This window comes from Nannocystis exedens (assembly GCF_002343915.1).
Lineage (GTDB): Bacteria > Myxococcota_A > Polyangia > Nannocystales > Nannocystaceae > Nannocystis > Nannocystis exedens.
Genome location: NZ_NETK01000001.1, coordinates 3,179,148 through 3,204,131 on the forward strand (window position 1 = coordinate 3,179,148; position 24,984 = coordinate 3,204,131).

Here is a 24,984-nt window from a genome sequence, read left to right on the forward strand (position 1 = left end):
CCCCGCTCGCCCCTCGCGCGTGCCCGCGGCCGACCGCCCGGCGACCTGCGCCGTCCCCCTGCTTCCGCGTCCGCCCTGCGACCCATCGCGCCGCCTCGGCCGCGGCGCAGCGGCTGCGCCGTCGCCGGTCACCCGGCCCCGCACCTGCATTCCGGCCACCCCGGTCCGGCGAGGCCGCCGGCCTCGATCCCCGGCCCGCGCATTCGCCCTCGCTCGCGCCCGATCCTCGCGCGAGACTCTCGACCTCACCCGAGCCCACGCCATGACTCGACCGCCGCCGACCCTGCGCGCGCAGAAGCAGGCCGTCCCCCACGCCTTCGACCGCGTCGCCGCCCGCTACGACCTCCTCACCGGCATGAACCCCGGCTACCACCGGCACCTCGAGCGCAGCGCCGAGCGCATGCGGATGCCGGAGGATGCTGACCTTTTGGACCTGTGCTGTGGGACAGGTCTCTCCACCCTCGCGCTGGTGCGCACCTACCCGCGCGCGCGGATCACCGGCCTCGACGCCTCGGTCGGCATGCTCGACCAGGCCCGCAAGAAGCGCGAGCTCACCGGCGTCCGCTTCCTGCAGGGCGACGCCATGGATCCGGCCACGTACGGCGCGACGGGGCCGTTCGACGGCATCTTGATGGCGTACGGGATCCGCAACATGCCGGACCCGGACCTGTGTCTGCGCCGCCTCTTGCCGCTGCTCAAGCCCGGCGGCGTAATCTGCTTCCACGAGTACAGCGTGCGCGACTCGCTGCGGGCCCACCTGGTGTGGAACGCGGTGTGCCTCGGCATCATCATCCCCGCCGGCCTCGTCACCTCGCCGGGCTCGAACATCTACCGCTACCTGCGCCGCAGCGTGAACGCCTTCGACGGCGCCGCCGCCTTCCAGCGCCGCCTGCAGGCGGCCGGCTTCTGCGACACCCAGGAGGCCACCATGGACGGCTGGCAGGAGGGCATCGTCCACACCTTCCTGGCCCGGCGCCCCGCCTGAGCCATACCTGAGCGCGGCCGCCTCTTCGCGGGCGCGGGAGCGCCCCGACGCGGGCGCCCCACCTGTCCCTCAGGACATCCTCCGCCTCCCATCACCTGTCCCCGAGGACACACGCGACCGACACCTCCGCCCCGCATCACCTGTCCCCGGGGACATTCATCGTCCCTGTCCCGAGAGACACCTCTACCAACGCCGCGCCGCGGCCTCGCCGCCGAGGCACGGCGCATCGCCCCCACCTCGTCACGCCATGCTGGGAATCTCCCGCCGACTCGCCAACACCCCTGACCGGCGCGCCCCGGTCGCCCTGCCGCGGCCGCTCGACGTCCTCGTCGTCGGCGGCGGGATCGCCGGCCTCGCGGCGGCCACCGTCTTGAGCGAGCGAGGCGCGCGCGTCACCGTGCTCGAGCCCGAGACCTTCCTCGGCGGCCGCGCCGGCGCGTGGACGGAGACCCTCGCCGACGGCAGCCAGTTCGAGATGGAGCGGGGCTTTCACGCCTTCTTCCGCCAGTACTACAATTTGCGCGCCTGGCTGCGGCGCATCGACCCCGAGCTCGGCTTTCTGCGCCCGGTCGACGACTACCCGCTGCTCGGGCCCGACGGCCTGCGCGAGTCGTTCGCCGGCCTGCCGAAGCTGCCGATCTGGAACCTCGTCAGCCTCATCCGGCGCAGCAGCACCATGACCTGGCGCGACGCCTTGCGGGTCGACGACACCTGCGGGCGGGCGATCATGGCCTACGACCCGCTCGCCACCTACGCCCAGTTCGACCGCCAGGACGCGCGCAGCTTCCTCGACCGCCTCGGCTTCCCGCCGCGCGCGCGGCAGATGCTGTTCGATGTGTTCGCCCACTCCTTCTTCAACCCGGAGCAGGAGTTCAGCGCCGCCGAGCTGCTGATGATGTTTCACTTCTACTTCGTCGGCAACCCGGAGGGCATCGTCTTCGACGTCGCCGGCGGCCCGTTCTCCACCGCGATCTGGCGGCCGATGGCGGCCGTGCTCGAGCGCCGCGGCGTCCGCCTGCGCCTCGCCGAGGGCGCCGTCCACTTCGCGCGCACGGCCGACGGCCGCCATCGCGTCACCAGCTCCAAAGGACAGGTTTACGACGTCGACGCCTGCATCCTCGCCGCCAGCGTCCCCGGCCTGCAGCAGCTCGTCGCCGAGTCGCCCGGGCTCGGACACCCGCGGGGCGCCGCCCCGGAGGACCCCGGCGCCGGCCACTGCTGGCGCGAGCAGGTCGCGGCCCAGTCCGTCACCGCCCGCTTCGCCGTGTGGCGGCTGTGGCTCGACCGGCCGCCTGCGCCGGGCCGGGCCGCGTTCGTCGGCACCACCGGCCTCGGCCTCGTCGACAACATCTCGCTCTATCCCTTGTTCGAGGACGAGAGCCGCGACTGGGCCGCGCGCACCGGCGGCAGCGTCGTCGAGCTGCACGCCTACGCCCTGCCCGACGAGCTCGGCGAGGAGGCGATCAAGGCCGACCTGCTGCGCGCCCTCCACGAGCTCTACCCCGAGACGCGCGGCGTCAAGACGCTCGACGAGCGCTTCCTGCTGCGCCAGGACTGCCCGGCCTTCCGCCCCGGCACCCATCCGCAGCGCCTCCGCGTCGACACCCCCGACCCGACCCTCTACCTCGCTGGCGACTTCGTCCACACCCCGTTCCCGACCGCGCTGATGGAGCGGGCCGCCAGCACCGGCATCCTCGCCGCCAATCAAATTCTTCACCACCACGGCGCCGCCGAGGAGCCGCTGTGGTCCGTCCCGCCGCGCGGCCCCCTGGCGCGCCTGATCCACCGCAAGGGCCTGCGCCACCCGGGCTAGGCCGCGCGCCGGTCCGCGAAAGACCCCGCCGGGCCAGGGACGACGCGCCTCGCCGCTGCGATCGCAGCGCGCGGATCATCCCGCGTCGGCGCGACATCGGCAGCAATCCGAGCGCCCTCGCGATCCGTCGCCGCCTTGCCGCATTGCTTGTCGGCCGCGCACGACAGGACGAATCCCCGACCCCGCCCACGCGGACGCGCGAGCCCATCCTCGCTCGCGCTCGCACCGACGCGCCGCAGGTCGCGGCCGCGCCCTTTATCCCCGGGAATGCCGCGATACGGTGATTCGGGCCCGATCGAGCATTGCATCGCCCCCGGCGATGCCGGCCCCGTGTGGCATGATCTGCGCGCGTGACTGCGGGCTATACGCGCCCTCATCACCATCGATCTCGAGCGAGGGCTCGTGAACCCCGTCGGAGGACCAGGAAAGCGGCAGGTACAATCCGGCTAGCGCGCCGCGTCGACCTCACTATGCTTGCACCGATGCTTGCGCGAATTAGCATTTCATGCGGGACAATGTGGGCAATGGTCGCGGCGCTGGCCGGATGCGGCGGCGTCGGTGGCACCCCGGGGACCGACACCGATACCGGCAGCAGCACCGGCATTCCGGGGCTCACCAGCGTCACGACGACCGAGACCGGGCCGACCACCACCGGCTCGACCACCGACGAGGCGATCAAGTTCGACATCGGCGGCGGCCCCGGCAGCGAGACCGACAGCGACGCCGGCAGCGACACCAGCGTGTGTGCCGACGCCGACGTCACCTTCGAGCCGCAGATCCCCACCGTCCTGCTGCTCATCGATCAATCCGGCAGCATGACCACCCAGTTCGGCGACACCGACCGCTGGGAGGCCGTCTACAACGCCCTGCTCGACCCGGACGACGGCCTCGTGCCCCAGCTCGAGGGCCAGGTCCGCTTCGGCATGGCGCTCTACACCAGCTTCGAGGGCGACCAGGGCGGCCGCGAGTGTCCCGTCATCACCGAGACCCCGCCCGCGCTCGACAACTACGAGGCCATCGCCGCCACCTGGGAGGCCAGCCAGCCCGAGGACGAGACCCCGACCGGCGAATCGATCGCCGCCGTCACGCCGACCCTCGTCATGGACCCCTCCGAGGGCACCAAGATCATCGTCCTCGCCACCGACGGCGAGCCCGACACCTGCGCCGAGCCCAACCCGCAGAACGGCCAGGAGGAGTCGGTCGAGGCCGCCGCCGCCGCGTTCGCCCAGGGCGTGCGCACCTACGTGATCAGCGTCGGCAACGAGGTCAGCGACCAGCACCTGCAGGACGTCGCCAACGCCGGCGCCGGCGTCGGCAACGGCGACCCCGACGCCCCGTTCTACAAGGCCGACGACGCGCAGGCGCTCGCCGACGCGTTCGCCGACATCGTCGACGGCGTCCGCGACTGCAAGCTCACCCTCGACGGCACCGTCTCCGAGGGCGGCGAGGATCAGTGCACCGTCTACGTCAACGGCGAGGTCGTCCCGTTCGGCGACGACGACGGCTGGCAGCTCAACAACCCCGGCGAGGTCGAGTTGGTCGGCGACGCCTGCGACGCCATCCAGAACGGCGAGGTCCAGGTCTCGATCAAGTGCGCCTGCGGCGTCGTCGTCCCGCCCGGTTGAGCGCGCCAGGGCGATGAATCGACGCTCCCGAGGCCGCCCGGCGGGGAGTACGATGAGACATGCGCTATCAAACATGAACTTTTAAACATGTCCGTATGGACATTACCTCTTGGGCATGTCACGACCTGGCCGAGGCGCGCTTTGGCCCGGGTGGCCGGCGCCGAGCAGCTCGGCCAGCCACCCGGCGCGAGGGCCTCGCGCGAGGGTCCGGGCGACTCCGCGACGCGACGGCTCCGCGCTCTGGAGCGCTGCCTGCCGGGACCGCTCCGCGGGGCAGCGCTGGAGCGCGGCCCGGGCGCTGACGCCGAGCTCGGCTCGGCCCGAGTCGCCGGCATCGCAGGTCGGCGGCGCCTCCCGGGGCGCCGCCTCACCCGCGGTGGGTCCGCGGCCGCAGCCAGCGGTGGCGCACCGGCACCACCGGCACCACGAAGTCCTTGAGCGTCGTGCGGCGCTCCTCGCGGCCGCGCCGCAGCGCCTCCGCGCGATAGGCACGGTCGCTGAACGCCCCGAACAGGCCGAAGCCGACGAACAGCAGGAGCAACAGGACGAGCGGGGTCATCGCGTGTGTCCTCCTCGCCTCGAGCGTGGGACCGATCGGGCCGGCGCGCCCTCGAGATCGCGCGATCGCCCGCACAGGCCGCGTCCTTCGCCCTCGTACCGTCGCGCTCGCCGGCGTCGCTGCGGGCGCCGCCGCGGGCCTCGCTGGATCTCTCGTCTGGCGGCCTCTGCCGCCGTTCCGCGCCCTTCCGCCACCGCGGCCGCCGCGCGCTGTATGCTGGGCGCGCATGTCCGACCGCCCTGTGCGTCACCCCTGGTCGAAGAGCTTCCCGTCCGGCTTCGCCGCACCTGCACTTTGGGACAGCATCGTCATCGGCTCCGGCATGGGCGGCATGACCTGCGCCGCCATGCTCGCCGCGCTGGGCCAGCGCGTCCTCGTGCTCGAGCAGCACTACGTCCCGGGCGGGTTCACGCACAGCTTCAAGCGCGGCAAGTACCACTGGGACGTCGGCGTCCACGCCGTCGGCGAGGTCACCGAGCGCAGCATGCCCGGGCGGCTGCTCGCCGCGCTGACCGGGCGCCGGCTGCAGTGGGCCTCGCTCGGTCCCGTCTACGACGCCTTCGTCTTCCCCGACGGCCTCCAGCTCGGCTTCCCCGACAACCCGCAGGCCTTTCGCGCCCTCTTGCACGACACGTTCCCGGCCGAGCGGGACGCCGTCGACGCCTACTTCGCCCGCGTCCGCGAGGTCTCGGCGGCCATGCGCTCGTACTACCTGGCCCGCCTCGCCCCGCCCTCCGCACATGTCTTCATGGACATGTTCACAAGGACAGCCCGCCGCGCCTTCGGCGAGACCGCCAGGCACGCGCTCGACCGGCTCACCGACGACCCCCGGCTCAAGACCGTCCTCGCCGCCCAGTGGGGCTATCACGGCGCCACCCCGAGCCGCGCTTCTCTGGCGATCCAGGCGCTCGTCACCAAGCACTTCCAGTGGGGCGGCTATTACCCCGTCGGCGGCTCCTCGGCGATCGCCCGCGAGCTGCTGCAGGCCGTCGCGGACGCCGGCGGTTACACGCGGATCTCCGCCGACGTCGAGCAGATCTTGCTCGCGGACGGGGCCGCGGTCGGGGTGCGCCTGCGCGACGGCGAGGAGCTGCGCGCCCGCCGGGTGATCAGCGCCGCGGGCATCTCGTCGACGGTGCAGCGGCTGTTGCCGCGCGAGGTCGCGGACACCCGCTGGGCCGCCAGCGTCCGCGCCCTGCCGCCGGCCCCGGCCCACGTCTGCCTCTACCTCGGCTTCAAGGGCGACATCCGCTCCGCCGGGGCCGGTGCCTACAATCAATGGTACTACGACACGTGGGACACCGAGATCGACGCCTGGGACATCGCCGACCCCGAGCGGATCCCGGACGCCCCGGTGCTGTACTGCAGCTTCCCCTCGCTCAAGGACCCCGCCTACGACCCGGGCCCCGAGCAGCGGCACACCGGCGAGGTCGTCACCTTCGTCCCGTGGGACCGCTTCTCCGGCTGGCTCGGCACCCGCTGGAAGCGCCGCGGCGGCGACTACGATCAATTCAAGAAGGTTCTGCAGGATCACCTGCTCGGCCAATTCTTGAAAAAGCTGCCGGGCTTGCGGCCCATGGTCGACCACGTCGAACTCTCGACCCCCCTGTCGACCGACACCTTCGTGCGGCCGATCCAGGGCTCGATCTACGGCCTCCTCCCGACCCCCGAGCGGTTCGCCAACCCCTACCTGCGTCCTCGCAGCAAGATCCCCGGCCTCTTCTTCGCCGGCAGCGAGGTCGCCACCGTCGGGGTCATCGGCGCCATGATGGGCGGGGCCCTCGCCGCCGCCGCCGTCGACCCGATCGGCGCCACCCGCCTCCTCCGCGGCCTCTGACATGCGCCGGCCGCCGCCCGTGACGCTCGCCCCGCTCCGCGCCCTCGCCGGGTGGTCGCGCCCGGGCCTCGTCCTTCTCGCCGTCGCCTGCGCCGCGCCTCCGCCTGTCCCCGCGGACACAACCCATGTCCCCAGGGACAGCACGGCCCCGAGCCCCGAGGCCATCGCGCCCGGCCACCGACCCTATGTCCCCGAGGACAGCCCGGCGCCTCCCGCAGGCGCCTCTGCCCTCACCGCGGCCTCGCACGACGCCGGGACGTTCTCTGTTCCAAAAAACAGTCCGTCTCCCCGCCCCGCGCCCGGCGACCAGCCGCATGTCCCCGAGGACAGCCAGGCGGACCGCGCAAGCGCCTCTGCCCCCGGCCCGGCCGCCGCGCCCGCGCACCGCCCCGCCGAGACATCGACTGTCCCCGGGGACAGCCGCTCTCCCCCCGCGGACGTCCCTGCGGCCGCCGTCACGCCCGGCCCCGCAGCCTCATCCCATGTCCCCGGGGACAGCCGTCCGCGCGATGCGCCCCCACCTGCCCCGAAAGCCAGCTCGCCTGTCCCGCCCCCGCCCGGCCTGGTCGACCTGCGCGCCGAGCTGCCCGACGCCTGCTTCGACGTCCGCTACGCCACCGCCGACAACTTCACCGGCGCCGTCTTGCCCGGCTACGCGGCCCCGGGCGCGTGGCTGCGGCGGCGCCCGGCCGACGCGCTCGCGCGGGTGCAGGCCGCCGTGAGCGCCGAGGGCCTCACCCTCCTCGTCTACGACGCTTATCGCCCGGCGCGGGCCAGCCTCGCCATGGTCGAGTGGGCCGAGCGCAGCGGTCGGCGGCAGCTCGTCGACGACGGCTACATCGCCCGGCGCTCCGGTCACAACCGCGGCGACACCGTCGACCTCGGCCTCGCGCGCGCCGGCACCTGCGAGCCGCTCGACATGGGCACCGCCTGGGACCACCTCGGGCCGGCCAGTCACTACGCGCGGGCCGCCGGCGACGCGCTCGCCCATCGCCGGCTGTTGCGTCGCGCCATGCAGGCGCAGGGCTTTGTCCCGTACGACAAGGAATGGTGGCACTTCAGCTTCCGCGACCCCGACGCCGTCGCGCTCGACATCCCGTACGACGCGGCCCCCTGATCTTTTGCGCCAGCGCTCGCCGCAGCCCGATCTCCCGCCGGCCTTCACGAAAATTCCGGCCCTCGCCTCGACTCGCGCCGCGAACCTCGTTCTCGCCGCGACCCTCCGCCGCTCGCACCGATCGCCACCCCCCTCGCGGTTTGACAGCCACAGGGCGCGCTGGGAGCATCGCGGCGGAGGTCCGAATGCGCCCACTGCTGTCTGTTTCACTCCCCGCGCTCGCGCTCGCGGGCGTCGCTCTCACCGCGAGCGAGGCTCACGCCAAGGGTATCGTCCTTATCACCCACGGCGAGAGCGTCCTTCATTACGACGACCTGACCGGCGAGGCCAAGAAGTTCGCCGACGAGACCACCGGCTACGAGGTCAAGGTAGGCTATCTCTACAGTCACTTCGGCGTGTTCTGGCTCGACCTCTGGACCTGGGACGGCAAGTATTGCCTCTACCACGGCGACAACGTGTGGGAGCTGACCCCCGAGGACGCGGCCGGTCTGCTCGGCGTCAAGGTCGACGACCTCGGCAAGCCGCTGCTCTACCGGATCCCGCTGGGCATCCTGCTCCTGCTCGGCCTCGGCGTCGGCTTCGCCCTGTGGCGCCGCTTCAGCCGCGACTAGCCGCGCTCGCGGCCTGGTGACCTCCTCGATCTCGAACCGAGCTCGAGCCTGGACCCTTGGGCACCGTCGATCGGCTTCGGTGTTCCAGCGAGTTGGTTACCGATACGATCGAGCCGCTCCGCAGTCGCCCCGGGGCGCTCGCGGAGCGCTTCCTTCGGGGCTAGGGGCAGGCGCCGCGGAGCAGGTGGGTGCCGGAGTCGGAGGCGACGAGGATGTCGGGGCGGCCGTCGCCGTCGAGCTCGGCCACGGTGGCGCCGCGGGTCCACGAGATCGGGAACGAGACACCCGGCGAGAGCGTGCCGTCGCCGTCGTTGATCATGGTGGCGAGGGCGGTGCCGGCGAAGAACAGGTCGAGGTCACCATCCTCGTCGAGGTCGATGGTCTCGATGTTCATCGATCCCGTGTGCGTGTAGTAGCGATCGACGGGGGCGAATTTGCCGCCGCCGAGGCCGCGCAGCACGCCCATGTTGGAGTTCTTGAGGTCGGGCGTGAGCAGGTCGAGGACCCCGTCGCCGTCGAGGTCGAAGGAGAGGACCCGGTCGGGGTTGGTCGGTCCTGCCGGGTAGCTCGCGTCGAGCTGGAACTGGCCGTTGCCTTGACCGAGCCAGATCTGCAGGTCGTAGGAATCTACGATCGCAACGTCGGTGCGGCCGTCGCCGTCGAAGTCGTGCGCCGAGGCCCCGCGCAGGAAATCTTCGGCGAGGACCAGCGACGGGACGAACCCGCCGTCGCCGTCGTTGAGGTGCACCCGGACGTGATGCGGATTGTTGCCGCCCGTGTGCGTGAGCAGGTCCGGTCGGCCGTCGTCGTCGAAGTCGGCGACCTCGAGGTCGTACAGCGCGCCGAGCGCGGGGAAGTCGGTCCCCGGGCCGAAGCCGCCGCCCGGCTGCCCGAGCCGGACCATGACCTGGTTGTTCGAAGTGGTCACGGCGTCGAGGCGGCCGTCGCCGTCGAAGTCGGCGAGCTCGAGCCAATGAGCGCTCTGGGCCGTCGGATGAGTCGCGAGCTCGAAGGCGCCGCGGCCGAGCGGGTGGATCACGCCGATGCCGTCGTAGCCGGCGTACGTCAGCTCGGGGAGGCCGTCGCCGTCGAGGTCGGCGAGCTTCGTGTATTCGAAGCTCGCGGCGAGGCTCCACTCCTCCGCGAACGTGAACGCGCCGCCCCCGGCACCGACCAGCAGGCGCGCCTTGCCGGGCGCCGTCACGAGGACGTCGAGGACGCCGTCGCCGGTGAGGTCGGCGACGTGGGGCCGGTGAGCCGGGGCGTCGTCGACGCGCGGCGGCAGCGACCCGAACACCCCGTCCGCCGATTGGAGGAGCACGCTGATGCTGGTGTCGCGCAGGTTGGCGAACAGGAGGTCGAGGCGGCCGTCGCCGTCGGCGTCGGAGGCGGCGAGGGAGAGCGGCGCGCGGGGGAAGCGGGTCTGGAAGTGGTGGACGAGCGTGCCGTCGCCGAGGCCGCGGACGACGTGGACGAAGCCGACGTCGGGGTTGGTCGAGGCGATGTCGAGGTGGCCGTCGCCGTCGAGGTCGGCGGTGATGATGTTGTTGCTGTCCGAGAAGTAGTTGTCGAGCTCGAGCTCGGTCTCGGTCGCGAACCCGCCGCCGCCGGTGCCGCGCGCCACGCCGACCCGCGAGTTCCCGTGGCCGAGGACGAGGTCGGACTTGCCGTCCTCGTCGAAGTCGGCGACCTGGATCGAGCTCGGCCGCTTGCCGACGGCGACGATCTTCGGCGCGAGGAACTCGCCCGCGCCGCTGTTGGCCAGGATGTGGACGACGTGGAAGTCGTAGTCGGGGACGACGAGGTCGAGATCGCCGTCGTTGTCGGTGTCGCCGGCGACGAACGGGCGAGTGAGTACCGCCTGGCTGCCGCTGTCGTGGGTGATGCCGGCGTCAAAACCGCCGCCGCCGAGGTTGCGCTGGACGAGCACCTCGCCCATGGTGTGCAGGGTGGCGAGGTCGAGGTCGCTGTCGCCGTCGAGATCGGCGGCGACCACCGAGGTGGGCTTGAAGAGGCTCGGGTAGTCGACCGGCGCGCCGAAGCTCCCGTCGCCCTGGTTGAAGAAGATGTGGATCGCCTGGTTCTGCCAGTCGGTGCTGATGATGTCGGGCGCGCCGTCGTCGTCGAGGTCGGCCGCGGCGAGCGTCCAGGCGCCCCGGGTATTCGGCAGCGCGCCGCCCGTCGCATACAGCGCCGCCTCGGCGAAGGTGCCGTCGCCGAGGCCGTGGTAGACGCCGACGCCGTAGGGGGACGGCGTGATCGAATTTTCGGTCAGGAAGACGGCGATGTCGTCGTGTCCGTCGCCGTCGAAGTCGGCCACCGCCAGCGAATTCGGAGCGCCGGGCGTCGCCAGGTCCGGGTTCCCGTCGGCCCAGAAACACGCGACCTCGGGCGGCCCCGGCGGCGGCGGCTCCTGCGGGTCGCCGGTGGTGTCGCCGCCGTCGGTCGTGTCGTCGCCGGCCGTGGTGTCGTCGCCGGCCGTGGTGTCGTCGCCGACCGTGGTGTCGTCGCCGACCGTGGTGTCGTCGCCGGCCGTGGTGGTGTCGCCGCCGGCGGTCGTGGTGGTGTCATCGCCCATCGTGGACGGCTCGCCGGTGGACGAGGGATCTCCGGTCGAGGTCGAGACGACGCCCATGGTGGTCGTATCGGGGTCGTCGGCGGTCGTCATGAAGTCGCCGGCGGTCGTCGTCGGGTCGTCGGTCGTCGCCGGCGCCCCGACGGTCGCGGTGGCGTCATCGCCGGCGCTGCTCGCCGGATCGGCGGAGTCGGTGTCGACCTCGTCGCCGGACTGGGGACAGCCGGTGAGGCCGAGGGTGGTGACGACGGCGCACGTGAACGCGCGCCAGTGCTCGGAGACGGCAGAATAACTCATGGTCTGTGGTTCGCGGCAAAAGAGGGAGTGACGGGCGCCGCCGCTCCGCGAGACGCGACCGACGAGGGCCCCGAGCGAGGAGTGACTGACGAACGCGGGTCAATTGCGGGTGGCGGCGCGTCGCGGCGGGCGAGGCCGCAGCGGGCGCCCGTGGGGCGCGAGGACGAGCGCGAGCCTGATGCGGCGATCGTCGCCGTCCGCGATCGACCGGGGACGAAACCTGCGTCAGCCGACGCCCTGACCTCGGGCTCGACGATGCAAAAGGAACCTCGCAGGTTGGGAGGCACCTATTCGTAGTACGACGGGCCGCTCATCGAGCGCGACGACGGGCTCGGGCACGGCGGCCGCCAGGGGCGAGCCCGGTCGCTGTCACATCTTGGCGCGGATCGTCCGCACCAGGTGCCACAAGATCCCGTAGGCCGCGACGACCACCAACAGCCCGCCGATGCCCGAGCTCGTCATGATGTAGAAGTCGGCCGCCGGCTCGGGCAGGTGGAACCCGCCGCCCGCCGGGAACGACATGTACCAGTCGCTGCCCTCGGCGCGAGTGAGCTGCGCCTGCATCCCGCGCATCATCTCGTTGCCGATCTGCACCAGCCACGCCAGCCACCACACCAGCACCATCAGGCCCGCGCCGGCGCCGACCACCGCCTTGTAGGCCCCGCGGACGATCAGCGGCGGCATGAAGAAGTTCGCCCCCGGGATGATCCACCCGGCCACCGCCATCCCCGGCCCGAACGGCGCCTTGTCGCGATTCGCGGCGTACACCTTGTACAGGAACACGAGCAGCGAGATCCCGATCACCACCGACAGCAGCGTGTACAGCGGCCCGACCACCGGCCAAAGCTGATAGCCGAGCGACGGCACCGTGTAGGCCAGCGCGAACATCATCAGCGGCAGGCACACGCGCACCAGCAGCAATTGCTCGAGCAGCCCGCCGTGCTTCGGCCCCTTCGGCTCGGGCGGGCGGCGGATCGTCGACCGCCCGCTGCTCGTGCGCGCCCCGCCGGCGGCCACGAACGTCGACGCCGTCACCGGCTCGAGGCTGTTCTCGAGGCCAGCCAGCGAGACACCCAGGATCTTCTCGAGCTGGGTCTTGAACGCCTGCAGGTCGAGGCCCTCGTGGAACCCGTAGTTGCTGCGGCTGCCGTCGGGCCGCGTCTCCGCCAGCACCGCCTCCTTCGCGTGCACCGTCCCGGTGCCGAGGTCGGCGCAGCGCTCGTAGAAGAACACGCTCGGCTCGCCCGCTCGCCGCACCAGCGCCAGGAACATCGCCTCGTTGGCGTTGAGCGCCGGCGGCATCGAGATCACCACCACCTCGACGACGCCCGACTTCACGTGCCCGACGACGTCGAGCTTCGCCATCTCGAGCCCGCCCGGCGCCAGCCCCACGTGCGGCAGCGCCTCGGCCAGCCCCTTGCCCGACTCGGTCCACAGGAAGAACAGGAACGCCTCGCGCTGCGGCCCCGTCAGCTCGGCGAACATGCGGTCGGGCGCGCGGAACGTCTCCGCCGGGATGACTTTCTTGGCGAACGAGAAGTGGTGCTGGCGTGCGGACATGGGGGCTCTCAGGGCTGGGCGAGGGTCGCGATCGGGAGGTCGCCCGGACCGACCGGACCGACCTCGAGCGTGCGCACCAGCGGCCCTCCGCGGGGCTGATCCTCACCGGCCGGGCGCGCCGACGACGTCGGCTCCACGACCAGCGCGACGCCCCACGTCACCGTCGTTCGCACGCGGCGACTGTACCAAGCTTCACGCGGAGCCGAGCGCGCGAAATCGAGCGCGCCTCGTCTTCGTCAATTCTCGGCCAGCGCCTTGACCGGCGTTCCGGCGACGCGCTTGCGATAATCGACGTACCCCTGCATCAGCGAACGGTACAGCATTGCGCCCACCACTTTGTGGCCGTGATGGGTCAGGTGCGACAGATCGCCGGCGCCGAGCGCCGGCGACGAGCGGACCCACCGGCCCATCGAGCCCGAGCCGCCCATCGCCTCGTAGGTGTCGAAGAAGGCGCAGCCCTCGGTCTGGGCCACCTCGCGCTGGGCCTGGACCAGCTTCGTCACGATCGGCCGCGTCACGATCTTGCCCGAGCCGTCGCGCTCGCCGTGGTCGAGCGGCGCCATCACCAGGCACGGCAGCAGCGGGTCGGCCTTGCGGAACAGCTGGATCACCGCCGAGTACTCGGCCTTGTACTTCTCCATCGTGCCCTGCGTGTTCATGTCGTTGCCGCCGAACATGAGCACGAGCAGGTCGGGGTCGCGGCGGGAGATCTGGCGCTGCAGGTGCTCGGCGTCGAAGTTGAGCATGCGGCGGGTGAGCGCGCCGATCTGGCTCATCTCGTCGTAGACCACGCCGGGCACCGTGCGCTCCATCGCCACCCCGTAGGCGCGGACCTTGCCGCCGCCGGCCGCGCGGACCGACAGCGTGTGTTCGCCGTCGTCGGTCTCGATCACGTGCCAGCGGTCTTCGAGCTGCTCGGCCGCGGTGTCGAGCTCGACCGGCTCCTGGTCGTCGAGCCTGAGCCGCAGCTTGCCGCCCTTCGGCAGCCCCGCGTACCACACCTCGTAGCGGGCCACCTTGCGGCCCATCGGCCCCTTCTGCGCCGTCGACAGCCGGATCTCCGCGCCGCCGGCCGACTCGAAGGTCGTCCCGCCGACCCCGTAATAGCCGTCCTTCTTGCAGTCGAAGATGATGAAGCAATGTTGCCAGGGGCTCTTCTCGTCGAAGCGCACGCCCTGGTGGCGGTAGCTGGCGTTGGGCTGGCCGAGCAGGTGGAAGCCGTGGCCCGCGTCGCCGAAGCGGGCCTGCAGCTTGCTGCGGATCGCCCCGGTGATCCCGTCGTTGCCGATCGCCGAATCGCCGTAGTGCATCGCCCGCGTGATCGCCCCCGGCAGGCCGAGGTGCGTGCGGGTCAGCGCCGCGTAGAAGCGGTCGAGCGCCTCGGGCCGCTCGAGCGGCACCTCGACCGGCTGCGCGTCGTCCTCGTGCGGGGCGAGCGGCGGCACCTTCTCGTCCTCCTGCACCGGCGTCGCGCGGACCTCGACCTCCTTGAACTCCTCGACCTCCGCCTTCTCGGCCTCCTCGCGGGCCACCGCGACCGCCTCCTTGGCCTCCGCGTCGGCGACCTCGGCCGCCTGGCCCATCCCCAGCAGCTCGCGGCCGATCAGGTTCCAGAACGGCACGTACTTGAACTCGCCGGTGTCCGGGTCGGTCTCGAGCGTCCACGGCCGCACCAGGTGCAGGCAGCTCAGGCCCGCGAGCCCGGGCGCGGACTCCATGCAGGTCGTCAGCGCCGAGGCGACCGCGCTCTCCTTCGCCGCCTCCGCCGCGACCTGCGGCGCCGGCACGGCGTAGGTCAGCCCGATCGCCAGCCCGAGCCCGACCATCGCCCCGATCACCTTGCGGAAGGTCCCGGGCGGGTAGCTCCCGCCGGCCTCCTCGTCGCGCGTGAGGTCGACCTTGACCTTGCGCTCCTCGCCGTCGAGGAGCCCCTCGTGTTCGTCCGCCGCCATGGCCCTGCTGGTCACCTTGTCATGCCCCTCAGAACTGGAAGTAGATGTTGGCGCGCGGCCCGCTGGACAGCAGCAGGTAGACCACGAGGCCCATCAGCGCCAGCGAGAGCCCGATCACCGGCCCCGGCAGGCGGCGGAACACCGCGTACGTCTCGCGGTCGACCAGGCCCTTCGGCGTCAGCAGGTGGTAGCCGAGCCCGAACAGCAGCACCGCCCACACCGCCGGCGTGATCAGGCCCTCGCGGATCCCGTGGGCGTCGAAGCGGAGCAGCCCGGCGATCATCTTGCGCGAGGTGTCGAGGTCGTCGGCGCGGAAGAACACCCGCGACAGCACCGTGAAGTGGAACGTCAGCAGCACGTGGAGCGCCGTGTTCCAGGCCGTGCCGGTCTCCGGCAGGCGGGCCACGATCAGGAACATCGCCACCGCGAAGCCGGCCAGGCCCAGGCTCTCCGGCTGGCCGAGCTGCAGCACCGCCGTCGACAGCCCGTAGACCGCGCCGAACAGCAGCAGCATGCCCGTGACCCACATCGCCCGCGTCTTCGCCGTCGCCGCTCCGCGCCGCCGCAGCCGGTTCCAGCGGTTGAACACCATCGCCAGCGCGTGGATGTTCGAGTACAGCACGAAGTTCCAGCTGGCCCCGTGCCACATGCCGACCAGGAACATCGTCAGCCACAGGTTGAAGTAGACCCGCCCGGGCGAGCCCTTGCTGCCGCCGAGCGGGAAGAACACGTAGTCGCGCAGCCAGGTCGACAGCGTCATGTGCCAGCGGCGCCAGAACTCGCCGAGGTTCCTGGCCTGGTACGGCCGCTCGAAGTTCTCCGGCAGCACGAAGCCGAGCATCAGCGCCACGCCGATGGCGATGTCCGTGTAGCCGCTGAAGTCGGCGTAGAGCTGCAGCGTGAACGCGTACAGCGACAGCAGGATCTCGAGCGACGTGTAGTTCTCGGGCGCGTTGAACACCGCGTCGGTGAACTGCGACGCGATCCAGTCGCCGAGGATCGCCTTCTTCGCCACGCCGATCATCACGCGGTACATCCCGCGCGTCATCGCCTCGGCCGACAGGCGCGGCGGGCGGTGCAGCTGCGGCAGGAACTCGTGCGCGCGGACGATCGGCCCCGCCACCAGCTGCGGGAAGAACACCACGAACAGCGCGAACTTGCGGAAGTTCGGCTCCGGCGTCAGCCGCCCGCGCCACACGTCGATCGTGTAGCTCAGCGTCTGGAACGTGTAGAAGCTGATGCCGATCGGCAGCAGCAGCTCGAGGTGCGGCACCACCACCGACATCCCCAGCGCGTGGGCGACGTCGGAGAACACGCCGAGGAAGAAGTTGGTGTACTTGAAGTAGCCGAGCAGCCCGAGGTTGCCGACCAGGCTGACGCCGAGCCAGAAGTTGCGCGTGCGGGCCGCGGCCGCCTTCGTCCGCGGGTCCTTGCTGTCGAAGGCCGCGCGCTGCTGCCAGATCTGGCGCGAGCACACGTAGTCGAGCACCGTCGACAGCAGCAGCAGCCCGACGAAGTACCACGGCGGCTGCAGCGGGTCCGTCTCCGGCCCGGCCATGTAGAAGAAGTAGCTGGCCGCGATCAGGAACAGCACCCGCAGCACCGGCACGTGCGACAGCCCCCACGAGATCAGGAGCACGGGGACGATGAAGAGCAGGAAGTCGAAGCTGACGAAGAGCATCGGTTGCCGGCGACGTCGGGCGCCCACGCTACCCGCGCGGCCCGAGAACGCGAAACTTTTCCCTTAAACTTCACTACCCCCGTAGCTCACGCTACAAGGGCAACCCGGGGCTTTTTGCGTTTCGTTTCCAAGCCGTTTCCAGACGGCGGCTGGGGCGGCTCGGTCATGGCGGTGATCGCGTCCACCGCCATCGCCGCCATCTCCATCTTGTCCACGTGGATGTAGTACCGCGCGGGGTCTCCTCGTTCGCGTGCCGCGCCAGGTGCTGCAAGGCCCTCAGAGGCAGGCCCTTCTCCGCCAGGTGAGTCAACCTGGAGTGACGGATCCTGGGGGGTCCATGAGCCGGGAGACCAGCGTCAGCCTCGAGGGTGGTGACGATGCGTGGGAGGTAGCGGTCGTCGCTGTGGGTGCCTCCAGGCTCAGGTTCGCGCTTGGTGCGCCGAGGGAGAACCCACGTACGATCCAGGTCTTCCATCTTCAGCGCTTGAAGCGCCTGGACGAGTCTGGGGGTGAGCGGGACCTCCGCATCCTCGCCCGACTTGGTGCTGTCCTGGAGGACACCGGTCGTGACGTTGCGGCAGATCCACATGGAGCTCGACTTGATGTCCTTCCACTGGAGGCCGGCGCGCTCACCAATCTTCTCGAAGCAGCCCGCATCGACTTGATCGAGCGGGACGGCTCCGAGGACGCGAAGGATGTAGTTCTCGGGGGAACGGTAGCTCTTCTGTGTCTGGAGCTTCCGCTTGTGGACATGGCGGGCGATGAATTCGGCCCACGCCGCGAGGACGGTCGGGCTCTGCTTCGCTTCAGGCTTGGACTTCAGTTCCTCCTTTCGCGCCGTCGCTGCGGAGCCCTTCGCGAGCTCCGTCACGCTCCTCAGGCGCTCCCCTTCCCCCCATCGTCTTGCATCCTCCATCGTCACCTTGTCCTTCGGGGCGACGCGCCGGACACGATCAGGCTCTCCGGTGCGCGGATCCACGAAAGGGATAGCCACCTGCCAGCGAGTCCTGTCTTTGCTGTAGGGGCAGGCGGTCACTTCTCTCGGCTCGGTCTTGCTGTTCAAGGGGCGGGCTGCTTCGCCAGCCCCCGCGTCTCCTGGCGCACCCAGTCGAGCACGTCTCCCGTCCTGTACGCAACCGCGCGGCCTTTGCGAACCCACGGGGGCCCTTCCCCTTGGGACCGCCAGCGCTCAACGGTTCGCATACTGCATGCGAGGCATGTTGCGAGCTCGGTTTCTGCGCCGAGGACTGTGCCCCAGGGTCGCCCAGCTGCGCCTGCACCAAGGGCGGCAACTGGGATGACGGGTTGCCCTGCGAGTTGTTGACGGGTTTGGTCGCCTGGCCAATGCCCTCAGCACTGGCGCTGGAGTACTTCCCGGATCGAAGCTATCAATGAACAATAAGAATTTGAGGCAGTTCTAATGCTAGAATGCCGGAAAAATGTTCTTTGGACGAGCTCGGGCCCCCACCGGTGTTGAGTAACAACACGGCTTGATATTCTCCTGGCGAGAGATACATCGAGCACGTCACACCAAATCGCACTTCCTCGCCCGGTGCGAGCGCGAGAGACTGGCCTGGCTGGACGGCGCTGCCGCGAGGAAGGTCGAGCCGGCTGAGCGAGGTCGGCATGATGTTGGCGGCCGTCGCACGCGGCGCTCGACCCGGCGGCAGGATGACCCGTGCGACCATCAGCTGCAGCAGCGACTCGAGCGGCTGCGGCGCCATCGGGTCCTGGATGGCGATCGTCTCGGTCCCCTTGCTGTGCAGGGTGAACTCGAGGCGCAGCGGCTCCCGGGCAGAAAAGTTCGAGGCCAGCCATCGCGCGGCGCCGGTCACGACCCGGACTGGGCTCGCGTAGGCCTCGAGGACGAGCCGGTTGAAGGCGTCCAGCACGGTGATGGCCTCGGGAGGGAGGGCATCGAGCGTCCAGACCTTGGACCGCATGTTGTTCTCCCGGCCCTGCATGACCAGGGCCATCGGCTGGTCGGGCCCACGCGGGGGAGGTCATGTCATGATGGAGCCCGACGCGGCGCCGGCTGGCGACCTCGGAGGTTCCTCCGAGGCGAGCGTCACGACGAGGATCTCGGCGTCACAGGCAGCCGGACCCGCCGACGTAGAGGTCGGGGTCGCAGAACAGCGCCCCGTCGAGCTCGCAGGCGGCGTAGCACTGGGCGATGAGCTCGGCCTCGCAGGCGGCGAAGGCGTGCAGGTCGGCGTCGAGGCCGAGCTCGGCGATGCAGGCGGCCTCGACCGCGAGGGGCTTGCACTTCGCCACGCACTCCAGGCCCAGCGCCACCTCGCACTCGACGTCGAGGTCGAAATCGAGGTCGATGCAGGCGTCGAGCTCAAGGTCGACGCCGAGGTCGACGTCGAGCGCCGCGTCGAGGTCGAGGTCGACGCCGAGCAGGCCGCCGAGGCAGATGTCGGCCCCGACGAACAGGCCGTCGCAGAACAGCGCGCCGCCGGCCTCGATCTCTGCCTCGCAGTGGGCCGTCACCTCGGCGAGGCACTTGGCGAACACCTCGAGGTCGGCGTCGAGGCCGAGCTCGGCGACGCAGATCGCCTCCACGCTGAGCGGGTTGCAGTAGAGCGCGGCGTCGCCGTCGACGACGACGCCGCAATCGGCGCCGAGGTCGAGGTCGATGTCGAAGCAGGCGCCGAGGTCGAGGTCGAGGTCGATGTCGATGCCGCCGCCGCCACAGCCGAGCAGGCACAGGTCGATCAGGGCGTTGGCCGGTGTGACCGCGCTCGCGGTGGCAGAGAACGCGAAGACGGTGAGGACGGTGGAAATGGTACGTGACATGTGAATCCCTTCTCCTCGCCGGCGCCGTCGACATTGATAGGATCGACGGGTCCGGCGAATTCCCGCGGCGTATCCGGCGGGCCATTGATGGGCTTAGGATGGGTGCCCCGGGAGGCCCGGGCAAACGACAACGGTGGCCCGGCTCACATTCGGCGTGGGGTTCGAACCGGTGTTCTCCGCGCAGTAGCGGCGTTTTAGCGCCGTCCAGGCGCAGACTCCGCGGTCGCGCCCGGCGGCGTTAAACGGGGGAGCGTACACCCCATTCGTCGCAGTCTGCCCCCGATCGGCGCCGGGCCGCGTGAAAAGCAGGTCTCGCGCCGCGCGACGGGCGTTCGGGCGGCCGTGTCTCCATGCGGGCAATCGCGAGGGCTGTGGTGTGAAGCCGACATTGCTCGGAGTCGCGAGGAGGCGCCGAGGCTGCGGCTCTGGCTCGCCGCGTCGCCCCGCGGGATGGGTCCTGAAGGGCGCGGGGCGGGGAAATTCGTGAGGTGCAGGTCGTGAGGCTGCGGGCGGTGCATGCGCAATCGCTTCGGAGATCGGCGTCGCGGCCCGCTGGGCCCGCTGGCGATTCATGACAGTCGCGGTCGGCGAGCCGGGCAGAGCTCCGGGGCCCAGGGCCGGGGTCCCGGCACCACGCGACCGGGGGCTCGAAGACGAGGTCCGCGCATTCGAGCGAGCTCGGGTGTACCGGCCTGCGATCACGATTCGGGGTATGCGATTCGCCGGAGCCGGTCGGCGCCTCGACGGCGGTGATTCGGGCCGGGTGGACTCGAGGGACGGAGGCAGGAAGCTTCACTGGATTTACCGCAGGGGTTGCCCCGCGGCTTGGCTCGTGCGGCGGGGCCTCGAAGCGGCGATCGGCTTGGACCTCGGGTCGGGCAGCCTTCGCGACCGCGACGAGCTCCGTCTCGAGGGGCGCCCCGACGGCCGCGAGCTGCTGCTCCTCGCCTCGTCAGCCTCAGCGGCGGTGAGCCGGTCTGCGAGGCGCGGACCCACGTCGCGAGTCGAGCGGGCGACGCTGCAGGCCCGTGCGCAGCAGCGACGGGTCGCGCGAGAACAGCCGCCAGCGCTCTTCGTGCGTCATCGCGTCGAGGCGAGCGATCGCCCCGATCGCGCTTCGCGGCGCCACCCGCCTCGCGGCGACGAGCCGGGGGAGATGCCGCCGCCGGTCGACGTCGGCGGTCCGGTCGCACGGGTCACCGCCTCGACGGCGGGCCGGTCACGCAGGTGGCCAGCGGCAACAGCCACAATTGCGCCCTGTTGACCGCCGGCACGCTGCGTTGCTGGGGCGGAGCCGCGCTCGGCAGGCTCGGGCTCGGGCACGAGGAGCTCATCGGCGACGACCAGACGCCGGCCTCGACCGGGCCGGTCCCGTACTGACAGCGCGTTCGCGCCGAACCTATGCGCGCGGCCCGTCACCTCCCGTAGTCGCGCCTCGGTGCTTTTTTCGAACGCCGCGCAATTGATCGCGGGCCGGCGTCGACTGTCCAGGCGAGCGCAGAGGCGCTGCCGCTCGATCCACCGCTCCTCGAATCACGGCATTTCGCCGTGTGTTCAATCCATCCGCCGCGCCGTGATACAAGGCGAATAGGCATGAGCAACCCTTCTATGTCCGGTAGCCTCGAACTCTACGAAGAATGCGTGCAGCCGGCCCGCGCCCGCTTCGCCCGCGGCGAGTGGGTGACGCGGGTGATCGGCGGCGAGCTGTCCCCCGACCAGCTCGAGCTGTTCCTCCTCTGCTTCTGCGCCCTCGGCGTGCAAATGACCGCCCCGGTCGAGGGGTGGATCCGCCGCGCCGGCGAGCGATGCCTCGCCGCCGGCTTGCACGACCTCGGCACCGCTCTGGTTGCCCACGCCCGCCACGAGGCCGGGCACGACGCGATGATGGTGGACGACACCCGCTCGCTCGCGGCGCGGCGCAGCCAGGCGGGCCGCCCCGTCCCCGCGGTCGAGACCCTGCTCGCTCACCCGCCCACGCCCGGCGTCCGGCGCTATGTGCAAGTACACGAGGACGTCATCGCCGGGCCCGCGCCGTACGCGCAGATCGCCATCGAGTACGAGATCGAGCGGCTCTCGGTGACGTACGGCCCCGGCTTCATCGCCCGCTGCGTCGCCGACCTCGGGGACGAGGTGAAGCGCTGTCTGAGCTTCGTCCAGGACCACGTCGAGCTGGACGTCGGGCACACGAAGTTCAACGCGAGGAAGCTCGATCAATTCCTGCGGCAGCGCCCCGGCGCGCTGGACGACCTGGTGGCGACCGGCTCCGAGGCGCTCGCCGCCTACGACCAGTTCCTCGCCGACGCGCTCGCCCTCGCGCTCGGCATGTCGACCGTCGAGGCGCCGACGAGGCGCCTGGCCTCCTGTTGACGGGTCTCCCCCGCTGCCCCTGCCGCCCCGATCGCCGCGGAGGAAATGTCATGACCGACGCCCATTGTGTGCTGCTCCCCGGCGCTCGCCCCGAGCGCTCCGGCGCCGACCTGTACGCCGCCGCCTATCGCTGCTGGTACGAGACGTGGAGCGAGGCCTTCCGCGAGCTCGGCAAGCAAGGACCGCTGCACTCCGACGCCTTCACCCGCCAGCAAGAGGTGTGCGCGCTCTTCCTCGGCGAGCAGTGCGTGGCGCTGAGCTTCATGACCCCGGTGGACCTCGAGCACCCGTTCGCCCGGGCCGACTCGTACTTCCACAACTGGTCCGATCGAGCCCTCACCGCGCTCGCCCGCGACGGCGCCCTCGTGATGATCAACAGCAACTTCACGGTCCACCCGGACGCCCGCCGCGCCGCCCCCGGCTTCTCCTCGAAGGACGTCATCCTGGGCCTGTGCCTCGCGCGTTTCCTCGAATCTCCCGCCGCGGCGATGACGGGCGCCGTACGCAAGAGCCGCAACGTGCACGGGCTCGTCCGCCGCTGGGGCGCCGTGACCCTCGAGGAGGACAGACTCTCCGGCCACGGCGACCTGGTCGACCTCGTCGCCTTCTACAAGCCCGAGGTGATGCGCCGCCCTCCCCTCGAGTTCGACGCGACGGTCCGCCAGCTCTGGCGCGCCCGCACCGTCGTGCGGCCCGAGGCGCCGTCACCGACAGCGTGACGGCGTGACGCGGCGACGGCTCGCGTCCGTGCCTGTCCGACATCAGGCCTCGCAGCGCCGTCCGTCGCACCGCATGCGGCGCGCGCGAGGCGCCCCGCGGTCGCGCTACAATGGCCGCGGAGGTGCGCGATGGAGACGCGAGTCGACGAGGTGGCCGAAGGGATCTACCGGCTGAACACCAAGGTGCCCGGGTTCAACTTCAATCAATACCTGATCGTCGATGACGAGCCGCTGCTGTTTCACACCGGCCCGCGCGGCCTGTTCGACAGCGTGCGCGCGGCGATCGCCCGGGTGATCCCGCTCGCGCGGCTGCGCTGGATCGGCTTCTCCCACGTCGAGGCCGACGAGTGCGGGGCGCTCAACCATCTCCTGTCCGTGGCGCCGCAGGCCTCGCCGCTGTGCAGCAAGGTCGCGGCGCTGGTCTCGATGACCGACCTCGCCGATCGTCCCCCGCGCGCGCTCGCCGACGGCGAATCGCTGACGCTCGGCCGGCGCAGCGTCACCTGGCTCGACGCTCCTCACGTGCCGCACGGCTGGGAGTGCGGCTACCTGTTCGAGCGCGAGACCCGGACCTTGCTGTGCGGCGACCTGTTCACCCAGGCCGGCGGCAGCGATGTCCCCCTCACCGAGGGCGACATCCTCGGGCCGAGCGAGGCCTTTCGCGCCGAGATGGACTACTTCGCGCACGGCCGCCGCCAGGACGCGATCCTCGAGCGGCTGGCCAGCACGCAGCCGACCACGCTCGCCTGCATGCACGGCAGCGCGTGGCGCGGCGACGGCGGCGCCCTCCTCCGTGCGCTCGCGGCCGCCCTCGAGCGCGACGTGCACTGAGGTCGCTCAGGGCACGGGGACGAACCGGTACAGCGCGCTGTCGAGATCGGACGACACGTAGATGGTCCCCGAGCGGCCCACGGCGACCCCCGTCGGCAGATAGCCCGGCGGCAACCCTTCGCTCTCCGGCAGGCCGATCCGCAGCTTGCTCGCCAGCACCGTGGAGCGTCCTGTCGCCGGATCGATGCGGACCAGCCGCTTGCGGCCCACCTCCGCGACGATGAGTCCCCCGTCGGGATGGCGGGCGATGCCCTCGGGCGCCCGCAGGCCCTTCGCCACCGTCCGCTTCGCCCCGTCCGACAGGCGCACCCGCGTCACCCGCCCCGAGCGCACCTCGGTGACGTACACCCCCGGCTCCTGCCCCGCGACGTCCGCCACCAGCCCCACCGGCCCCTTCAGGCCCTCGGTGAGCACCGTGACCCCCGCGGGCTCGGCGGTGTCGATCTTTACCAGACGGCCCGTGGTGGCCTCGGCGACGAGCAAGGTCCCATCGGCCAGCTCGAGCGCCCCCTGCACCCCGTTCGCGTTCGGGATCGTCCGCAAGATCGCGCCGGTGGCCCGGTCGAGCACCTGCAAGCTGCCGAGATACGCGCTGCTGAGCACCACGTGCTTCGGACCGAGGCTGACGTGCATCGGGAACACCATCGGCGTCGACAGCACCCGCGTCGTCTGGGCGATCTTGCCGTCGCGCCCGCCCACGCGCCGCAGCGCGTACACGTCGGCGACGTAGAGCTGCTCGTCCGCGTCGTCCGGCGCGACCGCGAGGCCCGACGGCGCGCTCAGGCGCGCCGCGACCACCGACCGCACCGAGCCGTCCGCGGGGTTCACCACGCGAATGTCGTTATCCACCATGTTCGACACATAGACCCGATCATCGGGCCCGACCGCCAGGTTGTCGAGCCCGGTGGGAAGCTGCGCGACCACCTTCTTCTCGCCCGTGGCGACGCGGACGCGCACCAGCTCGCCGCGCACCGCGTCGACGACGAAGAGGTGCTCCCGGCTCGCATCGAAGTTGACCGCGGTGGGCATCATGAAGCCCCCCGCCACCACCTCGATCTTCCCCGTGTCCACGTCCACCCGCACGACCTGCCCCTTGAGCAGCAGCGGCCCGTACAATCGATCGTCCGGGCCGAACTCGAAGCCGTTGAGGAACCCGGGCCCCGCGAGGATCTGCCGCGGCTTCTTCTCGCCGCGCGGGTCGACTTCCCACAGCGCGTCGCCCCGGCCGAGCTGCGTGACGTAGAGCCGGCCGTCGCGGCGGAACGCCAGCGAGTTGAGGCCCGGCAGATCTCGGGCGATGACCCGCGTCTCGCCTTTCGGCGAGCGCCGCATCAACTGGCCGGAGAAGAAGCCGGTCCAGTAGAGCGAGCCATCGGGCCCGACGGTCAAATCGTCCGCGCCGCCCCGCGGCGGACCCACCAGGGTGGACACCGCGCCGCTGCTCAGATCGATGGAGTGGACCGACTGGCCCAGCAGGTTGCCCGCCAGCAGATGCCCGCTGTCGGCGACGACCAAACCGTGGACGCCCTGGAAGGGCGAACCGGCGACCACCACCTCCTGGCGGTACGCGGGTGGAGACGCGGCCAGGGCCTGGCCGCTGCTGCCCAGCAAGACGCCGGCGATCAGGGATGTGCAGAGCAATCGACGCATGAG

At 71.1% G+C, this 24,984-nt stretch carries 21 protein-coding genes; 10 read left to right on the plus strand and 11 right to left on the minus strand.

Features of this window, described 5'->3' with window-relative positions; genetic code table 11:
* Positions 1-262 precede the first annotated feature (262 nt).
* From NAEX_RS12420 to NAEX_RS12435, 3 genes are all read left to right on the plus strand, one after another.
* Positions 263-985, plus strand: coding sequence for a class I SAM-dependent methyltransferase (locus NAEX_RS12420; protein WP_096327719.1), 723 nt, complete (start codon positions 263-265; stop codon positions 983-985).
* Between the two features lie 247 nt (positions 986-1,232).
* A complete protein-coding gene (locus NAEX_RS12425) occupies positions 1,233-2,798 on the plus strand; it encodes an FAD-dependent oxidoreductase (protein ID WP_096327720.1) in 1,566 nt (521 codons plus the stop codon).
* A gap of 524 nt (positions 2,799-3,322) precedes the next feature.
* A complete protein-coding gene (locus NAEX_RS12435) occupies positions 3,323-4,423 on the plus strand; it encodes a vWA domain-containing protein (protein ID WP_170135669.1) in 1,101 nt (366 codons plus the stop codon).
* Between the two features lie 367 nt (positions 4,424-4,790).
* On the opposite strand, the gene NAEX_RS12440 is transcribed toward NAEX_RS12435, so the two are convergent.
* Positions 4,791-4,982 carry a hypothetical protein gene (locus NAEX_RS12440; protein WP_096327723.1) on the minus strand — a complete coding sequence of 64 codons (192 nt, stop codon included), beginning with the start codon at positions 4,980-4,982 and terminating at the stop codon, positions 4,791-4,793.
* 226 nt (positions 4,983-5,208) lie between these two features.
* Between NAEX_RS12440 and NAEX_RS12445 the strand changes: the two genes are divergently transcribed.
* From NAEX_RS12445 to NAEX_RS12455, 3 genes are all read left to right on the plus strand, one after another.
* Entirely contained in the window at positions 5,209-6,819 is a 1,611-nt protein-coding gene (locus tag NAEX_RS12445) for a phytoene desaturase family protein (RefSeq protein WP_096327724.1), read from the plus strand.
* A gap of 19 nt (positions 6,820-6,838) precedes the next feature.
* Positions 6,839-7,936 carry a M15 family metallopeptidase gene (locus NAEX_RS52075; protein ID WP_211302402.1) on the plus strand — a complete coding sequence of 366 codons (1,098 nt, stop codon included), beginning with the start codon at positions 6,839-6,841 and terminating at the stop codon, positions 7,934-7,936.
* Positions 7,937-8,121: 185 nt separating this feature from the next.
* The gene (locus NAEX_RS12455) at positions 8,122-8,547 is read left to right on the plus strand and encodes a hypothetical protein (protein WP_096327725.1); all 426 of its coding nucleotides are present in this window, start codon (positions 8,122-8,124) and stop codon (positions 8,545-8,547) included.
* A 160-nt stretch (positions 8,548-8,707) separates the two neighbouring features.
* Here NAEX_RS12455 and NAEX_RS12460 read toward each other — a convergent pair whose 3' ends face one another.
* From NAEX_RS12460 to NAEX_RS12495, 9 genes are all read right to left on the minus strand, one after another.
* Complete coding sequence (locus NAEX_RS12460; protein ID WP_096327726.1) at positions 8,708-11,419, minus strand: FG-GAP repeat domain-containing protein; 2,712 nt, start codon at positions 11,417-11,419, stop codon at positions 8,708-8,710.
* 369 nt (positions 11,420-11,788) lie between these two features.
* Complete coding sequence (locus tag NAEX_RS12465) at positions 11,789-12,979, minus strand: DUF4328 domain-containing protein (protein WP_096327727.1); 1,191 nt, start codon at positions 12,977-12,979, stop codon at positions 11,789-11,791.
* 8 nt (positions 12,980-12,987) lie between these two features.
* Positions 12,988-13,152, minus strand: a complete 165-nt coding sequence (locus NAEX_RS50075) for a hypothetical protein (protein ID WP_170135670.1) — start codon at positions 13,150-13,152, stop codon at positions 12,988-12,990.
* A gap of 63 nt (positions 13,153-13,215) precedes the next feature.
* Positions 13,216-14,931 carry a GDSL-type esterase/lipase family protein gene (locus tag NAEX_RS12470; RefSeq protein WP_096327728.1) on the minus strand — a complete coding sequence of 572 codons (1,716 nt, stop codon included), beginning with the start codon at positions 14,929-14,931 and terminating at the stop codon, positions 13,216-13,218.
* A gap of 28 nt (positions 14,932-14,959) precedes the next feature.
* Positions 14,960-16,612 (minus strand): MBOAT family O-acyltransferase, encoded by a 1,653-nt coding sequence (locus NAEX_RS12475; RefSeq protein ID WP_096327729.1) that lies wholly within the window; start codon positions 16,610-16,612, stop codon positions 14,960-14,962.
* A 163-nt stretch (positions 16,613-16,775) separates the two neighbouring features.
* Positions 16,776-17,675 carry a tyrosine-type recombinase/integrase gene (locus tag NAEX_RS12480; protein ID WP_143141056.1) on the minus strand — a complete coding sequence of 300 codons (900 nt, stop codon included), beginning with the start codon at positions 17,673-17,675 and terminating at the stop codon, positions 16,776-16,778.
* On the minus strand, positions 17,672-17,911 hold the full coding sequence (locus NAEX_RS54500) for a helix-turn-helix transcriptional regulator (RefSeq protein ID WP_420814164.1): 240 nt from the start codon (positions 17,909-17,911) through the stop codon (positions 17,672-17,674). The genes NAEX_RS12480 and NAEX_RS54500 overlap by 4 nt, the downstream gene beginning before the upstream one ends.
* 89 nt (positions 17,912-18,000) lie before the next feature.
* Positions 18,001-18,588, minus strand: coding sequence for a hypothetical protein (locus NAEX_RS12490; RefSeq protein WP_096327732.1), 588 nt, complete (start codon positions 18,586-18,588; stop codon positions 18,001-18,003).
* A 112-nt stretch (positions 18,589-18,700) separates the two neighbouring features.
* Positions 18,701-19,414: a hypothetical protein gene (locus tag NAEX_RS12495; protein ID WP_096327733.1), complete on the minus strand. Its 714-nt coding sequence runs from the start codon at positions 19,412-19,414 to the stop codon at positions 18,701-18,703.
* Between the two features lie 1,227 nt (positions 19,415-20,641).
* On the opposite strand from NAEX_RS12495, the gene NAEX_RS50080 reads away from it, so the two are divergent.
* From NAEX_RS50080 to NAEX_RS12515, 4 genes are all read left to right on the plus strand, one after another.
* Positions 20,642-20,794, plus strand: a complete 153-nt coding sequence (locus tag NAEX_RS50080) for an RCC1 domain-containing protein (protein ID WP_170135671.1) — start codon at positions 20,642-20,644, stop codon at positions 20,792-20,794.
* A 213-nt stretch (positions 20,795-21,007) separates the two neighbouring features.
* On the plus strand, positions 21,008-21,781 hold the full coding sequence (locus NAEX_RS12505; protein WP_143141057.1) for a hypothetical protein: 774 nt from the start codon (positions 21,008-21,010) through the stop codon (positions 21,779-21,781).
* A gap of 50 nt (positions 21,782-21,831) precedes the next feature.
* Positions 21,832-22,500: a hypothetical protein gene (locus NAEX_RS12510; RefSeq protein ID WP_096327736.1), complete on the plus strand. Its 669-nt coding sequence runs from the start codon at positions 21,832-21,834 to the stop codon at positions 22,498-22,500.
* Between the two features lie 129 nt (positions 22,501-22,629).
* The gene (locus tag NAEX_RS12515; RefSeq protein WP_096327737.1) at positions 22,630-23,331 is read left to right on the plus strand and encodes an oxygen-binding di-iron domain-containing protein; all 702 of its coding nucleotides are present in this window, start codon (positions 22,630-22,632) and stop codon (positions 23,329-23,331) included.
* 6 nt (positions 23,332-23,337) lie between these two features.
* Here NAEX_RS12515 and NAEX_RS12520 read toward each other — a convergent pair whose 3' ends face one another.
* On the minus strand, positions 23,338-24,981 hold the full coding sequence (locus tag NAEX_RS12520; RefSeq protein ID WP_096327738.1) for an SMP-30/gluconolactonase/LRE family protein: 1,644 nt from the start codon (positions 24,979-24,981) through the stop codon (positions 23,338-23,340).
* Positions 24,982-24,984: the final 3 nt, after the last annotated feature.

What these genes read in the sequence shown, in the direction of transcription:
- NAEX_RS12420 (WP_096327719.1), top strand. Translation starts at nt 263, where the DNA reads ATGACTCGACCGCCGCCGACCCTGCGCGCGCAGAAGCAGGCCGTCCCC.
- NAEX_RS12425 (WP_096327720.1), top strand. Translation starts at nt 1,233, where the DNA reads ATGCTGGGAATCTCCCGCCGACTCGCCAACACCCCTGACCGGCGCGCC.
- NAEX_RS12435 (WP_170135669.1), top strand. Translation starts at nt 3,323, where the DNA reads ATGGTCGCGGCGCTGGCCGGATGCGGCGGCGTCGGTGGCACCCCGGGG.
- NAEX_RS12440 (WP_096327723.1), bottom strand. Translation starts at nt 4,982, where the DNA reads ATGACCCCGCTCGTCCTGTTGCTCCTGCTGTTCGTCGGCTTCGGCCTG.
- NAEX_RS12445 (WP_096327724.1), top strand. Translation starts at nt 5,209, where the DNA reads ATGTCCGACCGCCCTGTGCGTCACCCCTGGTCGAAGAGCTTCCCGTCC.
- NAEX_RS12455 (WP_096327725.1), top strand. Translation starts at nt 8,122, where the DNA reads ATGCGCCCACTGCTGTCTGTTTCACTCCCCGCGCTCGCGCTCGCGGGC.
- NAEX_RS12460 (WP_096327726.1), bottom strand. Translation starts at nt 11,419, where the DNA reads ATGAGTTATTCTGCCGTCTCCGAGCACTGGCGCGCGTTCACGTGCGCC.
- NAEX_RS12465 (WP_096327727.1), bottom strand. Translation starts at nt 12,979, where the DNA reads ATGTCCGCACGCCAGCACCACTTCTCGTTCGCCAAGAAAGTCATCCCG.
- NAEX_RS12470 (WP_096327728.1), bottom strand. Translation starts at nt 14,931, where the DNA reads ATGGCGGCGGACGAACACGAGGGGCTCCTCGACGGCGAGGAGCGCAAG.
- NAEX_RS12475 (WP_096327729.1), bottom strand. Translation starts at nt 16,612, where the DNA reads ATGCTCTTCGTCAGCTTCGACTTCCTGCTCTTCATCGTCCCCGTGCTC.
- NAEX_RS12490 (WP_096327732.1), bottom strand. Translation starts at nt 18,588, where the DNA reads ATGGCCCTGGTCATGCAGGGCCGGGAGAACAACATGCGGTCCAAGGTC.
- NAEX_RS12495 (WP_096327733.1), bottom strand. Translation starts at nt 19,414, where the DNA reads ATGTCACGTACCATTTCCACCGTCCTCACCGTCTTCGCGTTCTCTGCC.
- NAEX_RS12505 (WP_143141057.1), top strand. Translation starts at nt 21,008, where the DNA reads ATGAGCAACCCTTCTATGTCCGGTAGCCTCGAACTCTACGAAGAATGC.
- NAEX_RS12510 (WP_096327736.1), top strand. Translation starts at nt 21,832, where the DNA reads ATGACCGACGCCCATTGTGTGCTGCTCCCCGGCGCTCGCCCCGAGCGC.
- NAEX_RS12515 (WP_096327737.1), top strand. Translation starts at nt 22,630, where the DNA reads ATGGAGACGCGAGTCGACGAGGTGGCCGAAGGGATCTACCGGCTGAAC.
- NAEX_RS12520 (WP_096327738.1), bottom strand. Translation starts at nt 24,981, where the DNA reads ATGCGTCGATTGCTCTGCACATCCCTGATCGCCGGCGTCTTGCTGGGC.